The organism is Paenibacillus sp. H1-7 (assembly GCF_022354825.1).
Classification (GTDB): Bacteria; Bacillota; Bacilli; order Paenibacillales; family NBRC-103111; genus Paenibacillus_S.
On record NZ_CP031168.1, the window covers coordinates 602,774 to 623,443 of the forward strand.

Sequence of the window (20,670 nt, forward strand, 5' to 3'; positions counted from 1 at the left end):
CCGATGCAAAAGCAAACGATATCCGTACTGGTCAATAATCATCCCGGGGTACTCCAGCGAATATGCGGCTTGTTCGGACGAAGAGGCTACAATATCGAGAGCATTTCGGTCGGCCTCTCCGAAATAGAACAGCTGTCACGTGTCATCATTGTGGTTCAGGCCGAGAAGCCGATGCTCGAACAAATCAATAAGCAGCTGCTTAAGCTGCTCGACGTCATTCAAGTCAACCATTTGAACGCGCATCCGATGCTCGCAAGGGAATTGATGCTGGTCAAGCTGCGCGCGGACCCTGCGGTTCGCCCGGAAATATTCGGGATGGTCGAGACGTTCCGCTGCTCCGTCGTCGATGTAGGACTGAGCTCCGTTGTCATTCAAGTCGTAGGAGACGCGGAGAAAAACAGCGCGTTCCTCCATCTGCTGGAGCCGTACGGCATTCTGGAGCTGACGCGGACCGGCGAGACGGCGATGAATCGCGGAGACGGTTCGGGCGGCACAAGCTGAATAAGGCTCGATTAATAAAAACCGTTTTCTCCCGGCACCTTACTTGGAGGCAGTTTCCAAGCGGCCGTGAGGAACGGTTCTTTTTAAAGCAGATAAGGATTAATCGCATTAATAGTTACTATGGTTTGTGTGTGCACCCTTGAATCGAGACTTTACTGGTTTAAACGGAAGCTCAGGCGCTTTTCTCGGCAGGGACGGTTGAGTCTGCGGCGCGGGCGCCTTTTCGATACAAAGCCAGCATCCCCAGAGAGCCTATCATAATAACGAATAGTAGCAAATAAATGTGCTTAAACGCCAATGTCGGGCTCAACTGCTGCTGCCATACGAGCAAGATACCGCACACGGCGACGGCGAACGACCCGCCGAGGTATTGTGACAGCTGGGTCAGCCCCATTCCCGATCCGATCAAATGCTTCGGCAGGATGCGGGATACTTCGTTCGAGAGGGAAGAAGTAACCGCGGAGAGTGACGGCGAGAAGAGCAGGTAAGCAAACAAGGTTACATAGGGCGATACATCGAGCCATATAAAGACTATGATCATAGAGACAGCCAACAGCGAATGGCCGAGAACAAGAAAGCGGAAGTTGCCGTAACGATCGATCCAGCGTCCGACGAGCTTCATCAGGCAGGCGGATAAAAACGCGCCGGGAAAAATCATCAGTCCAATCGTCGCCGCCCCGAGCTGGAATACTTTTGCATAAATTAACGGCATTAAGAACAGCATCGAAAGGTTCAGTACGAACGCCATAAAGGCGAGGAGCACCAGCTTCCGGTATCCGGGATTTTGCAGCAGAACCGGAGGAATGAACGGCTTTTCCGCACGGCGCAAATGCCGGATGGTGATGAACAGGCAAACCAGGCTCACGATGAGCACGACGGCAGAAAGCTGTGTTACCGCGAGCAAAAACGCCGAGGATGTCACGACGATACATGCTGCCCCGAAATAATCGAAAGGAACCTTCGGAAGCGACTCCTTCGGGATTAATCTCAACAGGAAGGGCACCAGAACTACGACCAGGCAGGTGACCAGAAACAGCTCGTGCCACCCCAAATACTGTGTAATTGCTCCCCCGATTACCGGTCCTAGACCGAACGCCAACGCACTTCCCGAGGCGATCATCGTGATCGCTCTGCCGCGCCGCTCGTACGGCACGTACCGGCTGGCCAGCACCATCCCGAGGCCGGGCGTGGCTCCTGCGCCGCTCGCCTGAAACAGCCGCGCGAACAGGACAAGTCCGAAGCTGTCTGAGAAAAATCCTACGATCGATGCCAGCATAAGCAGCGTGACGCCTATCAGCCAGAGCTTGCGGATCGGGATGAAGTCCGACAGCCTGCTGAATATAATCGTCGAAAGCGCGAAGACAATGGAGTACCCCGATACGATCCAGGAGCCTTGTCCGGCGGTAATATGGAGCTGCTCGATTACGTCGGGCAGAGCGACATTGAACATGGTCGTGTTCATAACGACCAGAAACGTTCCGATAGCCCAGACGGGAATCGTTATTTTATCGTTCATAGAATAGAAAACCCCTTACAATGTGACTTTTTTGGCACCATTGTCTATACTACTCTTAACCGCTTATATAAAAAAATACAATTTGGAGTATTTGCTAATAGATTAGAACTTATGAATTATTTTATCTTTTTACGGACGAGTCGAAGCAGGGAGAGGGTTAAGGATGGAGCTGCTGCAGCTGAAATATTTTCAGACGGTTGCCAGACACGAGCATATGACGCGTGCGGCCAAGGAGCTGCGCATCGCACAGCCTGCACTTAGTCAGACGATTGCGAAGCTGGAGTCGGAGGTTGGGGTACCGTTGTTCGACCGCCAAGGGCGGCAAATCCGGCTGAACCATTTTGGCAGGGCTTTTTTGAAGCATATCGATCAAGCGCTGTTGAACATCCGGGAGGGACTGCAGGAAGTAAGCGATCTGGCGGGAGCGGAGAACGGCTATATCTCCCTCGGGGTCATGTCCACGCAAGTGCTGGGCGATATGCTGAAAGCTTTTCACAGCGAGTATCCGCATGTAAAATTTCGCGTCCATCAGCTGCCTATGCAGGAGATGATCGAACAACTGCAAAGCGGCGAACTTCATCTATGCATCAGCTCGATGCCGGTAGAGCATCCGGGTCTTCAGCGGGTCCCGCTTATGAATGACGAAATCGTCCTGATCGTCCCTCAAGAACACCGGTTAGCCCATCGGGCCCATGTACGTCTAAGCGAGCTGGCTAACGAGACGTTCATCCAATTGAAGAAGGGCGGCAATATTCGCGATCTGACCGATTATTATTTCGAACAGGCTGGCATTCAGCCGGATATTGCATTTGAAATTGATGAGCCGGCATCGGTGCGCAGCTTGGTCAAAGCCGGACTGGGTATTTCGTTCAGCACAGCATTGAACTTAAGATATTGGGATCATACGACGGTGGTCGCCATCCCTATCGAAGAACCGCGGTGTCAGCGTCCGATCAGTCTTATTTGGAAGGAAGGGCGCTATGATTCATTGGCGGTCCGCAGGTTCCGCGAGTTTGTCGTCGCTTTTTTCACACAGCTGCAGCAGAGCCCGTAATCATTCGAAATCCCTCTAAAACGATTGAATAATCTCATCACTGGAAATAAAATGAAATTATGTGCCAGTCTATTCGAAAAGGAAGGAATATCGTAAGCCATGTCCAAAGCCGACAATATGCTTTCCATACTATGGTTACTGAAGACCCGCAAACGCATCACCGCCAAACAACTTGCGGAAGAGCTGGAGATCAATATCCGGACCGTCTACCGGTATATCGATGCGCTGTGCGCGAGCGGTGTGCCGATCATCGCCGATTCCGGTCATAACGGAGGCTACAGCTTGCTGGGGCAGTTTAACGAAGCTCCGCTTTTTTTCGATATTAACGAGCAAAAAGCGCTCATTCACGCGGCCGTGTTCGCCGAGGAGGCAGGGTATCCTTTTGGCGAAGCGTTGAACCGTGCCATTGGCAAGCTGAAAAAGTACACCAACGAAGAGCAGCTGCACCAGATCAACCGGCATACCGTCGGTTTCGATGTCATCAATCCTCCGTCCGATGGCTCCCTGGAAACGTTTCTTCAGGAACTCGAGCTATCCGTTGCCAATGGAGCCACTCTCCTCATGGACTATATGAAGGCAAATCCCCCTTCCGAACAGCGCGAGATCGATCCTTACGGCATCGTCTACTGGAAAGGAAAATGGTACATCGTAGCCTACTGCTATCTCCGCCGGGAAATTCGCAGCTTCCGTGTGGATCGAATCCGTTCGTTGTCACGTACAGGGGCGGCATTCGAGCGGCCGGTGGATTTTTCTGCACGGCAGTTTTTCCTAAACACGCTGCTGCCGGATATGGATAATCCGGAAACGATGCTGTCAATCCGGGTAGAAGGGTATGAGCAGGCGATCAACGATCTGTGTCTGCATTGGCTGCTCGGTCATGTCTTAGTGGAGCGGACGGCGACGACGGCGCATTTTCAGCTCGATGAGAGATCCATAGTTTCGTATTTGCCTTATACACTGTTATCGTATGGAAAATCGATTAGGATCATTGAGCCGGCCATGCTGAAAGAAAGAATGGTCGCTATCTCGTCGGCGCTGGTCCAGCATTACGAATCGATGTAGCTTCACTGACCGGTTTTGTCAGTCAAGGTGCTGTATGATCGGTCTAGAAACTAAGTTATCCTTAAGGAGGAAATAGAATGAGCCATAAAGCACTCCAACTGCTCGAATATCACGTGTGGGCCAACGATAGAATTATCAATCATTTGAAAGCTTTGCCGGAGGAGACGTACCGGTCCGTTATCCAAAGTATTTTTCCATCGATTGCGGAGGCGCTGGTCCATATCTACCGGATCGATAGCAGATGGCTGCATATTATGAGCGGCGGTACGTTCGAGCAAATCTTGGCGCTGGACAAGCAAGTTACGGAAGCGACAGAGGGAATTAGCCTGGACGGCATTCAAGCGCTGTACCATGAGGTGGCTGAAAAGTATCGTACGTTTTACTCCGACAAGGATTTGGATGCGCTGAAGGAGTACCCTCACCCGACATATGGGGTAATGAAAGCGAGCTATGCGGATATTATTCAGCATTTGAGCAATCACGGAACGTACCACCGCGGCAATATTACCGCGATGCTCAGACAGCAGGGACACCCTGGCGTTCCGACGGATTATGCGTTCTTTTTGTACGAGATTTAGAAGGGGAAGGAAGAGGAGCGTTTTGACCACTAGACGGTTGGGGCGCTTTTTTGTGCTGTGAGGTCCTACAACTTTCGACATAGATTTGAAAAAGCTACAAAATAATGCAGGACATTTCTACTAAATGTAGAATATTGGATATTAGGATTAAAGACACTGTCTCATTTTTGGGACTAAAACCGACTGAACAGAAAAAGGCAAACCTGTCGAAAGGCAGGGACGCAAAGCCACGGGCCTAAGCCTTACATCATGCATCAGCATGGAAAAGGGATGGCAGCCGGGCCGCCCGATAGTGTTGGTTTTTTTGTGTTATTTGAATCTGACTTCGATTATTTATAACGGTGAAAACCTCGATGGCTATATACAAGAATGTAGGTGGATTGCATTAAGTACGTGCTCGCTTCGATAATTGCCTCGATATGTTTTGTATTATCTATGAGTTTTTACTTTGTTTATAGAGGCTCTCTTTTTGACTTTGGTTCTTTATTAGTTGCTTTTTGTTATTTCAGTATACCTGTGTTTATAGTTATAGGGGCACCAGCAGCCTTTTTGTTAGATAAAGTTACTGCAAAACTAGCTGACCGTTTAATCATGAGACTAGCGGTTTCATACATTTTATATTTGCTAGCAGGCGCAGCATTAGCTTGGTTTTATAATTTATATTTAAATTTCCTAACTTCGCTTGTTGTGAAATTAGGGTTAGTGGCATCAACGATTTATTTTGTAACGATCACGATCATGAGTTATGTGACGTTATTAAAAAGAAGCAAAAAGAAGAGGCACATTGCTAGCGGTTAGCGGCATTTTACTCATTTTGTTTTCTGTTTATCCGATGTTCTTGTTGGTTCGCGAGAGTGTATTGGAAGCATACATCAATTCGAAATATCAATTAGATCAGATGATTAACATAAATAATCAATCGGATAAAACAAACACGTTTGCACATGACCCTTCTAAGCCAATTTTCTGGAACAAAAATATTATTGAAGTACTTACTGAAGATACTGGCATTGAAGCTCCAAAGTCAGTGTTAAACAAGTTTGACAAAGAAGCTAAACACATTATGAAAATCGTCATTCGAGTGAATGGAAAAGAAGTATCCTCACCAACAGAAGCATGGTTGTTTCCAAACATAACAAAATTCAGCAACTACTTGTCGTGGCTAAATATAATAAAAGTTACTGATAAAAAAAGTAATGAAGAAACAATAGCTATAATCCGAAGACATGCTGGCAAATGGACAAGAGGGGATACTCAGAGCCAAAAATGGAACATATTATACTTGGATAAAGATGGCCGACTAACTGAAGAACAATTTACATATCGTGATCGTGGAAAGTACTTGTTAGGAGTGAAACTGGTCCAAGCATCATCTCAGTCATCATCATTTATTGGATATAAATCCGACATTGCTTATGTCATGCCTAGCCTCTTTTTTCCACTTATCTATCCAACGGTAACTAGTATTGTTGGGTTTCTTTTTCTAGTAGTTTGGTATATGCGAAGGATTCCCAGGAAATAAGCAACCGCAAAAATTGTGGATAGAAGATGATTTGTTGCATTCACTAAAAAACATAGGTAAGCAGTGTTAAAATTTGTTCTTATAGTTTGAATAAAGGATAGCCGGTCAATGGATATGAGAGTTTTAAATGAAGACGAATTAAAAAGTTATATTTCTGATGAGAATATGCAGGTCTTTTACATTGCTAATTATGATGATGATAGATTAAATGAGCTGCGAGCGTATTATACCTGCTTAAAGAGAAATGTTGGTTCACTTTCTCTAGAAAAATCAATTATTTATTACAGTGCATACTTCTGGTACGCGCAGTTCAAAGAGAGGTATTTTGAATTATACGGAATGGATGAAGGAATTGCACAAGAAGGATTCAAGCTTCTAGAGGAAATAGATATTGAGCTAGAAGAAGGGATCAATTGGGTATTAATTGAAAAAATCGAACAAACAATTTAGGGCAAACCAACGCTTTTGATAAATACGATTTGGACGGAAGCCTGGTTGTTATTAAAGACAAACGGGGTAGTTCTATGCTATTGAAATACGATGCAATGAACCGACTTGTCAGAAAAGGACTCCTTTGGAGCTGGATGGAAGCGGAAATAGGGTCTATGCAGTAGAAACGTTTGGCTACAATTCGTTGGGGAACCTGCTGAAAAAAGCATGACTGGCTCCGAAGGAACTCCGAAATCAGAAAGAGGCTGCCAGCAAAGGCAGCCGCGTTTGAACTTATGGTATTCTTGAGCTGCAAGCAAGCTCATCCACAGTTATTGATCCTCGCTGTAGCCTCCTTTTTCTTCAGCGGCTTTAGTATTGGCAATCGCTTTATTGGCAAGCTCGTTAGCCATTCGCAGCGCCGTGACGGTGTCTTTGGATTCCTGCAAAATTAAGGGCTTCCACACATAATCGATTTGATTATGCGTAAAGATGTAGGCTAACCCCGGTTTGCGGGAAGGTGACATGGCATTCTCCAACGCAAAAATCGATTGTACGTTCTTGCCCTGGAATTCCCGCAGGTCTTGCCCGAACGCCTGATGAACCGAAGGATCCGTTGAAGGGGTCATCAACCCTTGCCGGGAAAGCCTCATTTGCATTTCCGGCGATAAAATATACGAGATCACTTGGAACGCAAGGTCTTTATGCTTTGACTGGTTCGTGATGAACATGGCTGTGCTTTGAGGCTGAAATTTGGATTTGGGGGCTTCCGGAAACACCGGAACAGAGGTGAAATCCCAGTTCAGGTTCTTGTTCTCATTGGCCCATCTGCTAACGGTATCGACCGTATCGATGGCCATAGCTATCGAACCTTGGGCGAAAGCATTCGTTTTGACCAACTGATTGCCGGGTATATCATAGAACCGCCTAATGTTATTGGTGATTTTGGTCCAATTATCCGATGATAGAGTGGCTTTATTGTCATTAGGATCAAGTGAGGGCTCCGACAGCTGGTTCCACATCATGTAATGGGAAGGATTCACTTGGAAACCCTTATAAGTCACGTCCCCGTCCTGCTGCGTTAGCTTTTTGGCCAAATCATAGGCTTCATCCCAAGTCATTCCCGGCTTAGGGTAATTGACGCCGAATTTATCGAAGATGTCCTTGTTATACACCAGCACCCATTCGGCAGAGCTGTAGGGCAGCGAATAAAGCTTTCCATCTGATGAGTTAACCGATTGCTGCAGCATCGCTTGGTTTAATTTGTTTGTATCGAAGTTATACTTCTTGACCAACTCGCTCATGTCATACTGCAAATTATACCTGCGGACCTCCCTGTATGTGTTGCGGGCGGAATCATCGATGACAATATCGGGGACGGTACCCGCTGCAAGCAGGTCTTTAAATTGCCGTCCCGGATTATCCCATTGAATATGCTTAAACTTGACATCAGGGAACTTCTTGGCAAGGTGTTGACCGATATGCTGCTGCCAAGTTTCTTCCTTAATATAAAATTGCGGCCATACCGTGTAGATCAGCAGTTCGTTTTCGGAGGAAGACGACTGCTCCTGAATCGTATTTGTGGAAGGGTCGGTCGATGCAGTTTGCCCGGGTTCCAGTTCCGCACCGCTCTTGCAACCCGCCAGCATTATGAGGCTCATGATCACTGCGCAAAAGCTTTTTATTTTCATACCTTCACCACCTGTTTAATGATACTGGAATAAATTTATCTTAAACGGCGGCTAGTCGGTTGATAATTCTAAAATCTTAAGAAAGGTGGATAATTTTAAAACAAGAAACTTAAAAGTAACCAGACGGTTAGCCATCACTAGTGTTCAATTAACGGTACGCCTGCGAATGCTGTTCGTTTTTTTAGGAACGGAAGATACATGGGGGGATCCTATAAAATGGCTCATAGTTATGAAGAATACTCAGAACACATTAACGAAACGTATAATGAATATAAGGAAGATCAAAAGATGAGTAATAAGGAGGCGATTGCAAGAACATTTAATGAATATGATATGTCAATGAATAAAAGTGAGACAGATAAAGCAATCATTAGTGTAACAATTGCGGAAATATTAGTTACTCATATGAGAATTCTGTACAGTTTTAATGATTACATAATGGACACAGTGCTCTCTTTAAATTTTAAATTAATTGAGCAAGAAAATAAGTTATCTCAAGAACAACGTATTGATCTACTATCTCGTAAGGAACTTGTACTTAAGCAGTTAGAAAAAAAGTCGTTAGACTATTATCCAAGAGTATGTTGGTACTATGAAGAATTGACTGACGAAGTTAATAAATATTTTGATCAAATCAACGCTGGAAGTATATTCATGGACGAAATAGTTGCTAAAGTATTACAACGATTTGAACGAGATTCTAAAAATACATTAAGTGAAAAAAAAATCGTGTATACTACTCTAGCTGAGAACATGCTAAAACATGGTTATACGCAGGCAGAAGGAATACAGAAGATAAAAAAAGAGTTGCTACTGTTAAATAAGGAACATATTAGTGGAGAGCAATTAACAGAAGAGGAGCAAAAGAACCTGAAAAATCGAATGAATAACGTACTACTTCAAATAAAATAGTTGAATAAGCGGTTCGCATGAGTCTTGAAAAATATATCAAACCCTGGTCGATATGATTTGATATCGGCCTGGGTTTATTTGCATTCCCTAAATTCACCCAACCCCAAACACATCGGTAAGCAGCGATAACAAAAGCAGCACTCCCATAGCCCCGCTAGCCGTAAGTGCCCATGATTTCGTTTTGCCATGGGTGTTCTTCAACAGCGACCGCGCATACAGAAGGAAGCCCGCACCTACCAAAACAAGCTCCAGCACCATGCTTACACCCGGAAACTGCCACAAACCGAAGCCGAGCAGCGGCAGATTGCCAAGGTTGCCGGGCAGCAGAGGGAGGTCCATGCGGTGCACGATCAGGTCGAGAAGCCAGTGGCTAAAGACGACCGACCCGATCACGAAGCCGCTGCGCTTGCCCCAAAAGCGACTTGCAAGCAATCCGGCAAGCAGCGTAATAAGTAAGGCTCCTACCAAGGAGTGCGTGTAATCGGCGTGGATAACGCTCCCTCCATAGCCTTGGCTGCCTTCAACGGGCTCAATCGTTTCCACCCCTGACAAGAAGAGCGGGACGAACGCGACATCAAGCAGCTGGGTACCCAGCATGATTGCCCAGAGAGGCACTTCCGGCGTCTTGGCCTTCACAGTGGCGGCTAATCCGAAATGGCCAGCGAACATCTTACATCCCTTCCTTTCGTTTCATCGAACGAGTCCTTGCATCCAACCATCCGCATCCAGCGGTAAAAAGAATCACGAACAGCAAAAAGCTCATGTGTCGCTCACTCCTTATTTTTCTTGGGTGGGAAGCTCCGTACCGCCTTGCTTCATCGTCTGAATGCCTGAGATAAACGTATCGATAAGCAGACGCAGGCTAACGTCGAGATCGAGAGGGATGCCAAAGCCGCCCCGCTGCTCCAGGGACGCGAAGCCGTGCAGAATGCTGCGTAGCCCGCGCACGGCATGAATTGCTGCATCGCCCTGCAGATCGTACGCGTTCAGCACGCGGATAGCAAGATCGACAATATCGCTGCCGACTCGCTGCACATCAGGATCATTCGGATCCGGAGCACGAAGCGTGGCATCATACAGGCCGGGATGGGAGCGGGCGAAGGCTACGTACGCTGCTCCTATCGCGCGAACGGCATCATCACCTGAACGACCGACCGCCGCTTGGGTAGTAACGCTGAGAAGCTGTTCCAATCCGTAGACGGCAAGCTTGGTGCGAAGCCCGGGAAGTCCGTGGACGTGATTGTATAGAGAGGGGGAGCGAATATCTAGCTTTTGCGCTAAGGAGGCCAAGGTAACTTCTTCGATGCCATGAGTGTCGGCCATTTCCGCAGCTGCTTGTAAAATTGTAGGTATATCAAGTCCGATTCTCGGCGACATAACGGATGCTCCTTTTGACTAATTAAAAACTAATAACGTTAGTTTTATAATAACTAATGATATTAGTTTTTGCAAGAAGTTTTTTCCATAAATAAAATTACGTTAAGGTCGAGCTCTTGATACACGGTCGGGACGACTACTATAATAGAGAAAATAGCTCTTGGGCTTGACTAGGGATGCTTTTAGGAACGGGAGCAAAATACGGTTGGGAAGGCGGAAGCGCAATGAACTATACGTTCGATCTGCATCCTAAGGAGTCAAGGGTCCGGCAGCTGAGTCTCATGGATCCCAGGTTTGCCGAGCTGGCCGAAGTCATCGGGTCAATAAAAGTGCAGGAGCGTACGGATGGCTTTGAGTTTTTGGCAAAATCGCTTATCGGGCAGCAGCTTTCCGTCAAGGCCGCAGATACTATATGCCGGCGCGTTGAGCAGAACCGCGGGATTACAGCCGATTCGATGCTTGCGGCTCAAGAAGATGATTTGCGAACAGCTGGTGTGTCCAGACCCAAGATCGCGTATATTAAAGGGCTCGCGCAAATGGTCAAGCAAAATGAACTCGATTTCCAGTCCATGAACGGCATGAGTAATGAGGAAGTTTTGGACCGGTTAATGAAGGTGAAAGGGATTGGGCGTTGGACGGCCGAGATGTTTTTGATTTTTTTCCTTGGCCGGGAGGATGTGCTGTCTCTAGGGGATGCAGGGCTTCGCCGCTCGGCTCATTGGCTGTATGAAGGGGAGACGGGGAGCAGCCCGACGGCGCTGGAGCATTACAGCAACCAATGGAAGCCTTACCGTACAGTCGCGTGTTTGTACTTGTGGGAGGCTGTCAATCGCGGGCATGTCGGGGCCGGTAGTTTTCGGGATTTTCAAAAGGAGCTTGCAAAGGATTAAAGAGGCGGATGAATACGTTGACACCATTTACGAAGCAGGTTATCGGGATTATAAAAGGAATACCGGAAGGCCGGGTCATGACGTACGGGCAAATCGCGGAGCTGGCCGGAAGCCGCAGAGCCGCGAGGCAGGTCGTAAGGATTTTGCATTCATCGAGCAAAAAGCACGGTTTGCCGTGGCACCGGGTAGTCAATGCCAAGGGGGAAATCGCGATTCAGAATGACGAATCCCGGTTTATGCAGACGGTTCTTTTGCAAAATGAAGGGGTTGAGGTGGACGAGGAGGGCCGTCTCGATTTGGCGAGCGTACAGTTTCATCCGGATTGGAACGGGGAGTAAGATGAAAGCGGAGCTTTTGGCTTCCGACTGATGTGGAAGGACACAGTTCAACGGTAGCGGGTCGCAGGTACGAAGCTGGTTAGCATCACGCCAAAGGAGAGAACAGGGCTAGGGCTGCGGCGGAAAAAGGGGATTCCATCCTAAGAAGGTCTAGCCGAAAAAGTCTCCGGTATGGTATGCTATTTAAACATCAGATGATCAGATATAATTGAGACGAGTGGGGAGGAAACCAACATGAAATACATGATCGATTTGCAAAACATAACGTACCGGCGGGAACAAAACGAGCTGCTGCGAGGTATCGATTGGCAGGTTCGTCCCCGGGAGCATTGGGCGATTCTCGGTCTGAACGGCTCCGGTAAAACGACGATGCTCAATATCGTAAACGGATATATTTGGCCGACGACCGGTAAAGTATCTGTGCTGGGGCATGCCTATGGGGAGGTCGATCTGCGCGAGCTGCGGATGTCGATCGGCTGGGTGAGCTTGTCGCTGCAGGAAAAATTGTACCCAACCGACAAGGCGGAGCAAATCGTCGTGAGCGGCAAGTACGCGACCATCGGCTTGTACGAAAAGCCGGACGAGCAGGACTGGGAGCGGGCGATGCAGCTGATGGAGCAGATGCGCTGCATGCATTTGAAAGGACGGCAGTACCAGACGTGCTCCCAGGGGGAAAAGCAAAAGCTGCTGATCGCCCGGGCGCTCATGAGCTCGCCGAAGCTGCTGATCTTGGACGAGCCGTGCAATGGGCTCGATTTGTTCTCGCGGGAGGCGCTGCTCGAAGCGATCGATCAGCTGGCTCAATCTCCGGATGCGCCGACGCTGCTATACGTGACGCATCATACGGAGGAGATTCTGCCGATCTTCCAGCATGCGCTGCTGCTGCGCCGGGGCGAGGTATTCGCGTCCGGGCGGGTGAGCGAGGTGCTGACCGAACCGAGCTTGTCGAGCTTCTTCGAGGCGCCCGTCGAGGTGTTAAACCGGGAGGACCGGATCTGGGTCCTCCCGAAGCAGACGCGCCATGAGCTGCTGGCGCGGAAGTGACCTACATGACGGCCGGGCGCGTCATGCATAAGGCTGAAGCTGCTGCTGCAGCTTCGCGCCGATAGGCGTCATCGGCAAGCGGAGCGTGCCGCTGGCCAGGATCCCTTGCTCCGCGAGAAGCCATTTGAGCGGAGCGGGGTTCGGCTCGGCGAACAGCAGCCGGATGAGCGGCAGCAGTTCGTCGAATTGCTCCTTGGCTTCACTCACACGGCCTTCCGTGAAGCGGTGGTACAGCTGCACGAACCGCTCGGTGCGGATGTGAGCGGAGGCGAGCATGCCGCCACGGGAACCGCAGCAGAGCGATGCGAATAGATAAGCATCCTCGCCGCACAGCACGGGCTTCGAGCCGGTGCGCGACAGCTCCGAGACGAGCTGAATGCCTCCCGAGCTATCCTTCATCCCGATAACCCCATCCATATCCAAAATGGTGCGAACGGTGTCTAGCTCCAGCGCCACTCCCGTCCTAGCGGGAATTTCGTATAAAATGACCGGAACCCCCACCTCGGCGACCCGCCGAAAATGCTCTATGATCCCTTGCTGCGAAGGTTTGTTATAGTATGGAACGACGACAAGGACGGCGTCCGCTCCGAGCTTGCCTGCTTGCTCTGTTTTTTTCACAGTGGAAGTCGTATCGTTCGTGCCCGTGCCGAGCACAAGCGGAATCGGCGCCGAGCCAATGGCTGCTTTGGCGGCACCGGCCAGTGCCCCCATTTCTTGTGCGGTAATGGTAGGCGACTCTCCGGTCGTTCCGTTGACGACGAGACCGTGAATTCCGCTGTTAAGCAAGTGGACCGCAAGCGTATGGAACGATTCCAGGTCCGGTTCTCCGTTCGGGTGAAACGGGGTGACGATAGGGACATAAACGCCTTGAAGCTGCTGTTCGGTTAGCATAGGAATGACCTCCTGAAGATTTTTTTTGTGATGGAAAGTTAGCGCGTTACGTGTAGCAGGAAGCTGCACTGAAGCGCGTTACGTGAACATAAAATTGTTGCAAATTGCGATTCCGGTGTGATACACGAAATTGTAATGAAGTCCAAGACTTCATCTGCAAGGCAAAGCGAGAAAGAAATTGAATCGGCAAACCCGACATAATGCGATAAACCTGGGGCGAAGCAGGAAACTTATGCGATGAACGATCCGCCGTACATCAACTGTAGCATGGATTTCATCATCACTGATAGCTATAATAAATGATAATGTACATCAATATTTTTGATGATGGAGGCGAACGGTGATGGATTTAACCTACATGCGCACGTTCCGCGAGGTGGCGCGCAGGCAGAGCTTCACGCGGGCGGCGGAGGAGCTCGGCTACGCTCAGTCGAGCGTAACGATGCAGATACAGAAGCTGGAGCGCGAGTACGGCGTCCCGCTGTTCGAGCGGTACGGCAAGCAGCTCCGGCTCACGCCGCCGGGCGAGGCATTGCTCAAGCTTGCGGTGCAGATGCTTGAGCTGTACGACCAATCGAAGGAATCGATTGGCAACCAGGTCAGTGGTGCCGTCACGATCGGCACCATCGATTCGCTGGCGGCCTACTATTTGCCGCCGTATTTGCAGCAGCTGAGGCAGCGGTTCCCCGGTCTCGGCATCCAGCTGCTGCCCGACAGTGAGGCGGCGTTGGTCGCCAAGGTCAAGGAGGGCGACTACGACGTCGCCCTGCTGCTGGACCGTGCTCCGGCCGACGTCTCGCTGCGCAGTATTATGGTGCGCGAGGAGCCGCTCGTGCTGGTCGCGCCCCCCGGCCATCCGCTGACGGAGGCGGCGGGCGACGTCCGGCTCCATGATTTGGACGGCTGCGAGCTGATCGTGTCCGAAGGCAGCTGCCTGTACCGCAGCACCTTCGAGAAGGTGCTGAAGGACCATGCGGTCGCCTACCGGATCGGCTTCGAGCTGGGCAGCCTGGAGGCGATCAAGCACTGCGTGATGAGCGGCCTGGGTATCGCGCTGCTCCCGCGCATCGCCGTAGAGGAGGAGCTGTCACGGGGAAGCCTGGCCATGATTCCGTTCTCTCATCCGGACATGCGCTTTTATTTACAGCTTCTCCTGCATCCGAAAAAATGGATGTCGCAGATGCTGCTAACCTTCATCGGCTTGCTGACCGGTGAAGATCCCGCGTCCGTCGGTAAGCAGCTTCGCAGCCAGCAATGAGCCCCGGGAGCTGAGACGCCAGGGACATGCGTTTTTACTTGCAGCAAAAAACCGTAAAGCTTGTATCTCCAATTTTAGCTTCCTCCATGCCCAAACCAGTAATAATTCCAACTTAAAATCAAACGCGTACCAAGCCGCATTTCATCGCTATAAGGCAGCCGTTAGAACTTTAACCGCTCAGCTTCCTTTTCCATTATCGAGAAGCTGAGCGGTCTTTTTTGCCTAATTATCAATAGTTTCTTTGTTGACAAGTTTCGACTTATAAACTACTATGTAATTGCACAATGTGTAACCGGTTACACATAACATCGTAGAGATTATGGGTTATTGCTCGCTTTACATATAAATACTGCATTATTGAGCTTTACACCTTATGGTCCTGCTTATGTAACGGTTTACATGATGGCGTGCGATTAAGGCTTTGGCATGTGCCGGTTAACCGGTTACATATGGAGGTGGCCCGTGGCAACGATCAAGGATGTCGCTAAATTGGCGGGGGTTTCAGTAGCTACTGTATCCCGCGTAATAAATAAGAACGGCTACGTGAATGATGGAACGAAGGTTAAGGTGGACGAGGCGATCCGCAAGCTCCAATACGAACCGAATGCCATGGCTCGCGGGCTTGCCACCAGGAAGACGGAGACGATAGCGCTCATCCTGCCTGATATTTCGAACCCCTTTTTCCCTGAGCTGGCAAGGGCTGTCGAGGATGTGGCCCGGACGTACGGATACACGGTCATTCTGTGCAATTCGGACAGCGAAGCCAACAAGGAGAAGGAATATATCCATATTTTGAAGCAGCGGTATATTGACGGGATTTTGTTCTCCTCCCATTCCCTGAAGGCGGAGGACGTCGAGCTGATGAATAAGGAAAACATTCCGTTCGTCGTGCTGGACCGCGCTCCGGTGCAGGTCGACTGCCCGGTCGTCCGTTCGAAAAACTTTGAGGGAGCGCAAATCGCCGTGCAGCATCTGCTCGATGTAGGCTGCAGCAAAATCGCCCATATTTACGGACCGCAGGAAATGGCTACGGCACGAGAGCGTCTGATGGGGTACGAGGATTCGGTCAAGCATTTTGACTGGTTTACCCCGAGCCTGCTGGTTGAGGGCGATTTCAGCATTGAAGGCGGGAAGCGGGCGATCGAGCTGCTGATGAGCCGGCATCCGGATGTGGACGGTATTTTTGCAGGCAATGACCTGATGGCATTGGGCGTCATGAAGAAGCTGCATCAAATGGGCATTCGGGTGCCCGATCAGATCGCACTCTGCGGCTTTGACGGCATTCATCTTACGACGATAACCGAGCCGGAGATGACGACGATCGCCCAGCCGATCTACGACATCGGGATGCTCGCTACCCGGCTGCTGATCAAGAAGATCGAAGGGACATCCGAGAATAACAGGGTTCATGAATTCGATGTGAGGCTAATTCCAAGAGGATCTACAGAAAGGAAATGAACGTATGGTACAACCGAATATTGTGGTGATCGGGAGTTTGAATATGGACATCGTCGTGAAGGTATCCCGGTTTCCGCAAGCAGGGGAGACGTTAACAGGAGAGGAAGCCCACTTTATCCCCGGCGGCAAAGGAGCGAATCAAGCGGTAGCCGCTTCCCGTCTGGGGGCGCGGACGACGATGATCGGCGCTGTCGGCACCGACTCGTTCGGCCGCTCATTGCTGGAGTCGCTGCAAGGCAATCATGTCGCCGTCGACGGCGTCAAACGCATCGACCAGGCACCGACAGGGGTAGCTTCCATAACGCTCACCCCTTCCGATAATGTCATCGTAGTCGTACCCGGTGCCAATGCGCTCTGCTTGCCCCAAGATATTCAGCAAATCGAGCAGGTGATCGAAGAAGCCGATGTACTGCTGCTGCAGCTGGAGATTCCTTTGGAGACGGTGATTTATGCGACGGAGGTAGCCAAGAAGCACGGGAAAATGGTCATTTTGAATCCGGCACCGGCCCGCCAGCTTCCGGCAGAGCTGCTGCGTAACGTGGACTGTATTACCCCGAACTTATCCGAGCTGGAGCTGCTGACGAAGGTCGATACCTCGAAGCAGGGGCTGCAGGTAGCGATGGATACCTTGCTCGCAATGGGACCGGCTAGCGTAGTTACGACATTGGGAAGCAGAGGCTCTGCATGCAAGCGTCAAGGGGAACAAATGAAAATAATTGAGGCGCATAAAGTCCCTGTCGTAGATACGACGGGAGCAGGCGATGCCTTCAATGCAGGGCTTGCGTATGCGCTGGCTTCAGGCAGCAGCTTGTACGAGGCGGCGCAGTTCGCGGGTCATGTATCTGCATTGGCTGTAACGAAGTTCGGCGCTCAGGAAGGAATGCCGACATGGCAGGAGGTCAAAGCATTCGAAACGAGTTCTGCAGGCCAATAGCTGGAGTGTCTCCTCCTGCAGGACAAGCGGTCCGTCAGACTAATAAAACCAGAACACCGCGGCATCCATAGCTGCAAAAGCCCGTGAATCGATGGCGCAAGGCATCGGGCCGAACGATTCGGCCCGGCATAGCAGCGCATCAGACACAGGGACTGGAGCCTGACGATGATATCCAGCGATCGCTTCCAGGCTCGCATGACCCTGACACGAGACACGGCCTTGCTTTCTTAAGCGAACGTGTCACGCACAGGCATTTTTCATAATGAGAACATCATGCAAACGCAAGGAATTTTTATCGGCATCTCGGGCTTCTAGTCTTTGCGCGGCGCAAGCAACGACGATTATGATCGAGACCGCTCCGGGCAATACCGTGCCAAGCAGGCTGATCAGAAGCCTGTGTAGGTTTCCTCCAGCCTTTTTGGTTATCGCCGCTTGATCGCTCGCGCACGTAATGATCCAAATGAGGCAGGGACATGCTAAAGACAGACAGCCGCAATAAATGAAAGCAAACGGATATTGGAGATGTATTAGGTTGGATATGAAAGAAAAGCAAGGAAAGCAAGCGAAGCAAGATCGGCTTGGGAAGCAAGAGCGTCAGCGTCTAGGCTGGAACGAGGGGATAGGGGCCTTGCAATGGCTCGTTTTTTTATTGGCCAATGCGGTTACGCTGCCGATTGTTATCGGACAAATTTACCATCTGCCCTCCGATGAAGTAGTATCCCTTATGCAGCGGACGTTTCTTGTAGCCGGACTGGGCTCGTTTTTGCAAGGGTGGCTCGGCCATCGTCTGCCCGTGCCGGATGGGCCTGCAGGAACCTGGCTCGGGGTCTTTGCTATATTGGGAGCCGAGGTTGCGAAGCAAAGCGGCGGCGGAGCCTATCATACGCTGCAAGTATTGGAGACGGGCATGATTACCGCGGGCGTCATGCTGCTCCTGTTTGTCGCGACCGGGCTTACGGCGAGAATGATGTCTCTGTTTACGCCTCTTGTAACCGGCTCGTATTTGCTGCTGCTCGGGCTGCAGCTGGGAGGCGTCTTTTTGCAGGGGATGCTCGGACTAAGCGCCGACCAGCCGCATGTGGACGCGGTTACAGCCATTGTATCGATCGACGTCTTTGTTCTGATTCTCTTTTTATCGATTAAAGGCAGAGGCTGGGTCAAAAATTATGCGGTATTCATCGGCATCATACTGGGATGCATCCTGTACTACGCCCTTGGCAAAGGCTCTGGGATGGGGGCTGACGCCAGTATCGGCATGCCGCAGCTATTCGCATGGGGAGCACCCCGTTGGGACACGGGGATCGTCATTTCTTCAGCCATCATCGCCTTGATTCTCGTGTCGAATACAATAGCCAGCATCGCAGCGATGAAGCAGGTGATGCCGGATTCCTCGGGCGGCGAAGAGGAACCGGATCCGAAGGCCGTGAGCCGGAGCGGAGCGGTCGGAGGGGTCATTCAGCTGCTGTCCGCGCTGTTTTCTACCGTCGGAACCGTCCCGCTTTCGAGCGCCGTAGGCTTCGTACGCATGACCGGGCAGACGAAGCTGCGTCCTTTTCTCATCGCGTGTATCCTCATGGCAGGCGTAGCCTTCGTGCCCATTCTGATCCGTCTGATGGCGCTGCTGCCGAGTCCGGTAGCTTACGCCTCCGTCATGGCGTCCTTCGTCAATCTGGTCGGCGTAGGACTGCAATCCATCGCCAAGGACACGCTGGATCAGCGAAGAACATACATCCTCGGTATTACGTTGTTAATCGGCAGCGGCTCGATGATTTTGCCGGCATCCGTTTTTGAAACGATGCCTTCGGTGTTCCGCTATGTGTTCGGCAACGGGCTCATTCTCGGTACCATCATTGCGATCGTCATGGAGCAAATATGGAAAGAGAAGCGGAAGGCGGTACAGTGACGGATAATGGCAATTCATAGATTGTTGTCGCTGTATAGGCAAACAGGACTTTGCAATTTGATCGGGCATTATCAACGGCTTCCTTTACAGGACGTGCTTGTGGTAATGTCTTTTTCTTTTGTCTAATACCTTTCAACGTAACGGAGTACTCCCAATTCAAGTTGGTTCCAAGCTAATGTGATAAAATTTATGGTGAGATGCTCCATAATTCGAGATAAAGTCGGGAGATGAATTATGCCAAAACTAAGTAGAGAAGAGCTAATTGAATTGATCAGCAAAATTCGTTTAGGTCTAGGTGAGGATGAAGAAGTAGAAGGTTGGATCATGAGTATAAAACAGAGCGTACCCCATCCAGAGATTCTAAACGTAATAACACGAAACAAAGATGGGTTATCTGTAGAAGAAATAGCTGATAAATTATTGAATTATCAGCCTGTTATTTTAAAAGAAGCATCGGACAAGTAAGCCTTTCTTCCATTTTAATCAACACAAAAACACCTCCACGATTATAGCCATATCCTCCGACATGGTTACAAAGTTAGGAAGGTGTTTTAACCGTCTGAACTTTTGGATCAGCAAATACTCCCTGCAACGAAGCCCTCCGCCTCGTTATTTCACAATAAGCACGGGAATTTGGGAATGCTGCACGACATGATGGCTGGTGCTGCCGAGGAACAGCTCGTCAATAGCCGTATGTCCCCTGCTGCCGATGACGATCAGATCGACGCCGTTTTTCAGGGAATATTCTATAATCGTTTGGGCGGGACGGCCCGTGAGGATCGTGGATCTGCACCGGGGGATATCCGCTATAAGCTCCCGCAGCTCATCTTCGACCGCCTGCTCGTGCTCGTAGTAATTTTTTTGCAGCATGGGGGTGCTGATGACAGCTTCGCCGATAATGACAACCGGGTTTTGGTACACATGGAGCACCTCGATCTCCGTATCGTTTCCGGCCAAATGCGGAATATAGGTCAGCGCTTTTTTTGACTGATCAGAGCCGTCATAAGCTACCAAAATGTGAGAGAACATAGCAAACACCTCTTTAACGTGTAGTAGATAAATGGATAACCGTGAAAAAATACCCGCTCGTAATAACCTCTCCTATCCAGTGCCTGTTTATTCCACTTAATAAGCTTTACCCTTTCGCTGCAGCAGTGTCACACCTCTCGATATCGATCCAAGAGAAGCAGTTCCTGCGCTTATGTGGCATGATGCATGCATGGCTCCGTACGGTTTGCCCTCTTCCACTCCCGATGGCTTTAATTGAACAAAGGGCAATTATGTCAGGTTGATGTCAGAAAAAGTTTCAATT

General features: G+C 50.0%; 22 protein-coding genes and 1 riboswitch. Of the genes, 16 read left to right on the top strand and 6 right to left on the bottom strand.

What is annotated here, in order from left to right:
• Positions 1 to 3 precede the first annotated feature (3 nt).
• A complete protein-coding gene (gene ilvN / locus DVH26_RS02930; protein WP_239631054.1) occupies positions 4 to 501 on the top strand; it encodes an acetolactate synthase small subunit in 498 nt (165 codons plus the stop codon).
• A gap of 172 nt (positions 502 to 673) precedes the next feature.
• Here the strand turns inward: ilvN and DVH26_RS02935 are convergent, their stop codons facing one another.
• The gene (locus DVH26_RS02935; RefSeq protein WP_239631055.1) at positions 674 to 2,017 is read right to left on the bottom strand and encodes an MFS transporter; all 1,344 of its coding nucleotides are present in this window, start codon (positions 2,015 to 2,017) and stop codon (positions 674 to 676) included.
• Positions 2,018 to 2,180: 163 nt separating this feature from the next.
• Between DVH26_RS02935 and DVH26_RS02940 the strand changes: the two genes are divergently transcribed.
• The 6 genes from DVH26_RS02940 (at position 2,181) to DVH26_RS02965 (ending at position 6,683) form a co-directional block, all read left to right on the top strand.
• Positions 2,181 to 3,071 (top strand): LysR family transcriptional regulator, encoded by an 891-nt coding sequence (locus tag DVH26_RS02940; RefSeq protein WP_239631056.1) that lies wholly within the window; start codon positions 2,181 to 2,183, stop codon positions 3,069 to 3,071.
• Between the two features lie 99 nt (positions 3,072 to 3,170).
• A complete protein-coding gene (locus DVH26_RS02945; protein ID WP_239631057.1) occupies positions 3,171 to 4,133 on the top strand; it encodes a helix-turn-helix transcriptional regulator in 963 nt (320 codons plus the stop codon).
• 77 nt (positions 4,134 to 4,210) lie between these two features.
• The gene (locus DVH26_RS02950; protein ID WP_239631058.1) at positions 4,211 to 4,711 is read left to right on the top strand and encodes a DinB family protein; all 501 of its coding nucleotides are present in this window, start codon (positions 4,211 to 4,213) and stop codon (positions 4,709 to 4,711) included.
• Positions 4,712 to 4,897: 186 nt separating this feature from the next.
• A riboswitch (cyclic di-GMP riboswitch) is annotated at positions 4,898 to 5,001 on the top strand.
• Between the two features lie 103 nt (positions 5,002 to 5,104).
• The gene (locus DVH26_RS02955; RefSeq protein ID WP_239631059.1) at positions 5,105 to 5,509 is read left to right on the top strand and encodes a hypothetical protein; all 405 of its coding nucleotides are present in this window, start codon (positions 5,105 to 5,107) and stop codon (positions 5,507 to 5,509) included.
• The gene (locus DVH26_RS02960) at positions 5,496 to 6,233 is read left to right on the top strand and encodes a hypothetical protein (RefSeq protein ID WP_239631060.1); all 738 of its coding nucleotides are present in this window, start codon (positions 5,496 to 5,498) and stop codon (positions 6,231 to 6,233) included. Before DVH26_RS02955 ends, DVH26_RS02960 begins: the two co-directional genes overlap by 14 nt.
• Before the next feature lie 108 nt (positions 6,234 to 6,341).
• Entirely contained in the window at positions 6,342 to 6,683 is a 342-nt protein-coding gene (locus tag DVH26_RS02965; RefSeq protein ID WP_239631061.1) for a hypothetical protein, read from the top strand.
• A 311-nt stretch (positions 6,684 to 6,994) separates the two neighbouring features.
• Here DVH26_RS02965 and DVH26_RS02970 read toward each other — a convergent pair whose 3' ends face one another.
• On the bottom strand, positions 6,995 to 8,353 hold the full coding sequence (locus DVH26_RS02970) for an ABC transporter substrate-binding protein (RefSeq protein ID WP_239631062.1): 1,359 nt from the start codon (positions 8,351 to 8,353) through the stop codon (positions 6,995 to 6,997).
• 216 nt (positions 8,354 to 8,569) lie between these two features.
• On the opposite strand from DVH26_RS02970, the gene DVH26_RS02975 reads away from it, so the two are divergent.
• Complete coding sequence (locus tag DVH26_RS02975) at positions 8,570 to 9,265, top strand: Imm3 family immunity protein (RefSeq protein ID WP_239631063.1); 696 nt, start codon at positions 8,570 to 8,572, stop codon at positions 9,263 to 9,265.
• A 93-nt stretch (positions 9,266 to 9,358) separates the two neighbouring features.
• On the opposite strand, the gene DVH26_RS02980 is transcribed toward DVH26_RS02975, so the two are convergent.
• Both DVH26_RS02980 and DVH26_RS02985 read right to left on the bottom strand, forming a co-directional pair.
• On the bottom strand, positions 9,359 to 9,934 hold the full coding sequence (locus DVH26_RS02980; protein ID WP_239631064.1) for a permease: 576 nt from the start codon (positions 9,932 to 9,934) through the stop codon (positions 9,359 to 9,361).
• A gap of 108 nt (positions 9,935 to 10,042) precedes the next feature.
• Complete coding sequence (locus DVH26_RS02985; protein ID WP_239631065.1) at positions 10,043 to 10,642, bottom strand: TetR/AcrR family transcriptional regulator; 600 nt, start codon at positions 10,640 to 10,642, stop codon at positions 10,043 to 10,045.
• Positions 10,643 to 10,866: 224 nt separating this feature from the next.
• Here DVH26_RS02985 and DVH26_RS02990 point away from each other — a divergent pair, with 224 nt between their 5' ends.
• The 3 genes from DVH26_RS02990 (at position 10,867) to DVH26_RS03000 (ending at position 12,914) form a co-directional block, all read left to right on the top strand.
• Positions 10,867 to 11,532, top strand: coding sequence for a DNA-3-methyladenine glycosylase family protein (locus DVH26_RS02990; protein WP_239631066.1), 666 nt, complete (start codon positions 10,867 to 10,869; stop codon positions 11,530 to 11,532).
• A 17-nt stretch (positions 11,533 to 11,549) separates the two neighbouring features.
• Complete coding sequence (locus DVH26_RS02995) at positions 11,550 to 11,870, top strand: MGMT family protein (RefSeq protein WP_239635263.1); 321 nt, start codon at positions 11,550 to 11,552, stop codon at positions 11,868 to 11,870.
• Between the two features lie 234 nt (positions 11,871 to 12,104).
• The gene (locus tag DVH26_RS03000) at positions 12,105 to 12,914 is read left to right on the top strand and encodes an ABC transporter ATP-binding protein (RefSeq protein ID WP_239631067.1); all 810 of its coding nucleotides are present in this window, start codon (positions 12,105 to 12,107) and stop codon (positions 12,912 to 12,914) included.
• 21 nt (positions 12,915 to 12,935) lie between these two features.
• Here the strand turns inward: DVH26_RS03000 and dapA are convergent, their stop codons facing one another.
• On the bottom strand, positions 12,936 to 13,805 hold the full coding sequence (gene dapA, locus DVH26_RS03005) for a 4-hydroxy-tetrahydrodipicolinate synthase (RefSeq protein WP_239631068.1): 870 nt from the start codon (positions 13,803 to 13,805) through the stop codon (positions 12,936 to 12,938).
• Between the two features lie 343 nt (positions 13,806 to 14,148).
• Here dapA and DVH26_RS03010 point away from each other — a divergent pair, with 343 nt between their 5' ends.
• The 5 genes from DVH26_RS03010 (at position 14,149) to DVH26_RS03030 (ending at position 19,823) form a co-directional block, all read left to right on the top strand.
• A complete protein-coding gene (locus tag DVH26_RS03010; RefSeq protein ID WP_239631069.1) occupies positions 14,149 to 15,063 on the top strand; it encodes a LysR family transcriptional regulator in 915 nt (304 codons plus the stop codon).
• A gap of 462 nt (positions 15,064 to 15,525) precedes the next feature.
• Positions 15,526 to 16,521 (top strand): LacI family DNA-binding transcriptional regulator, encoded by a 996-nt coding sequence (locus tag DVH26_RS03015; protein WP_239631070.1) that lies wholly within the window; start codon positions 15,526 to 15,528, stop codon positions 16,519 to 16,521.
• A 4-nt stretch (positions 16,522 to 16,525) separates the two neighbouring features.
• On the top strand, positions 16,526 to 17,455 hold the full coding sequence (gene rbsK, locus DVH26_RS03020) for a ribokinase (RefSeq protein WP_239631071.1): 930 nt from the start codon (positions 16,526 to 16,528) through the stop codon (positions 17,453 to 17,455).
• Positions 17,456 to 17,993: 538 nt separating this feature from the next.
• A complete protein-coding gene (locus DVH26_RS03025; RefSeq protein ID WP_239635264.1) occupies positions 17,994 to 19,358 on the top strand; it encodes a purine/pyrimidine permease in 1,365 nt (454 codons plus the stop codon).
• Positions 19,359 to 19,592: 234 nt separating this feature from the next.
• Entirely contained in the window at positions 19,593 to 19,823 is a 231-nt protein-coding gene (locus DVH26_RS03030; RefSeq protein WP_239631072.1) for a hypothetical protein, read from the top strand.
• Positions 19,824 to 19,967: 144 nt separating this feature from the next.
• Here the strand turns inward: DVH26_RS03030 and DVH26_RS03035 are convergent, their stop codons facing one another.
• A complete protein-coding gene (locus DVH26_RS03035) occupies positions 19,968 to 20,387 on the bottom strand; it encodes a universal stress protein (protein WP_239631073.1) in 420 nt (139 codons plus the stop codon).
• Between the last annotated feature and the right edge of the window lie 283 nt (positions 20,388 to 20,670).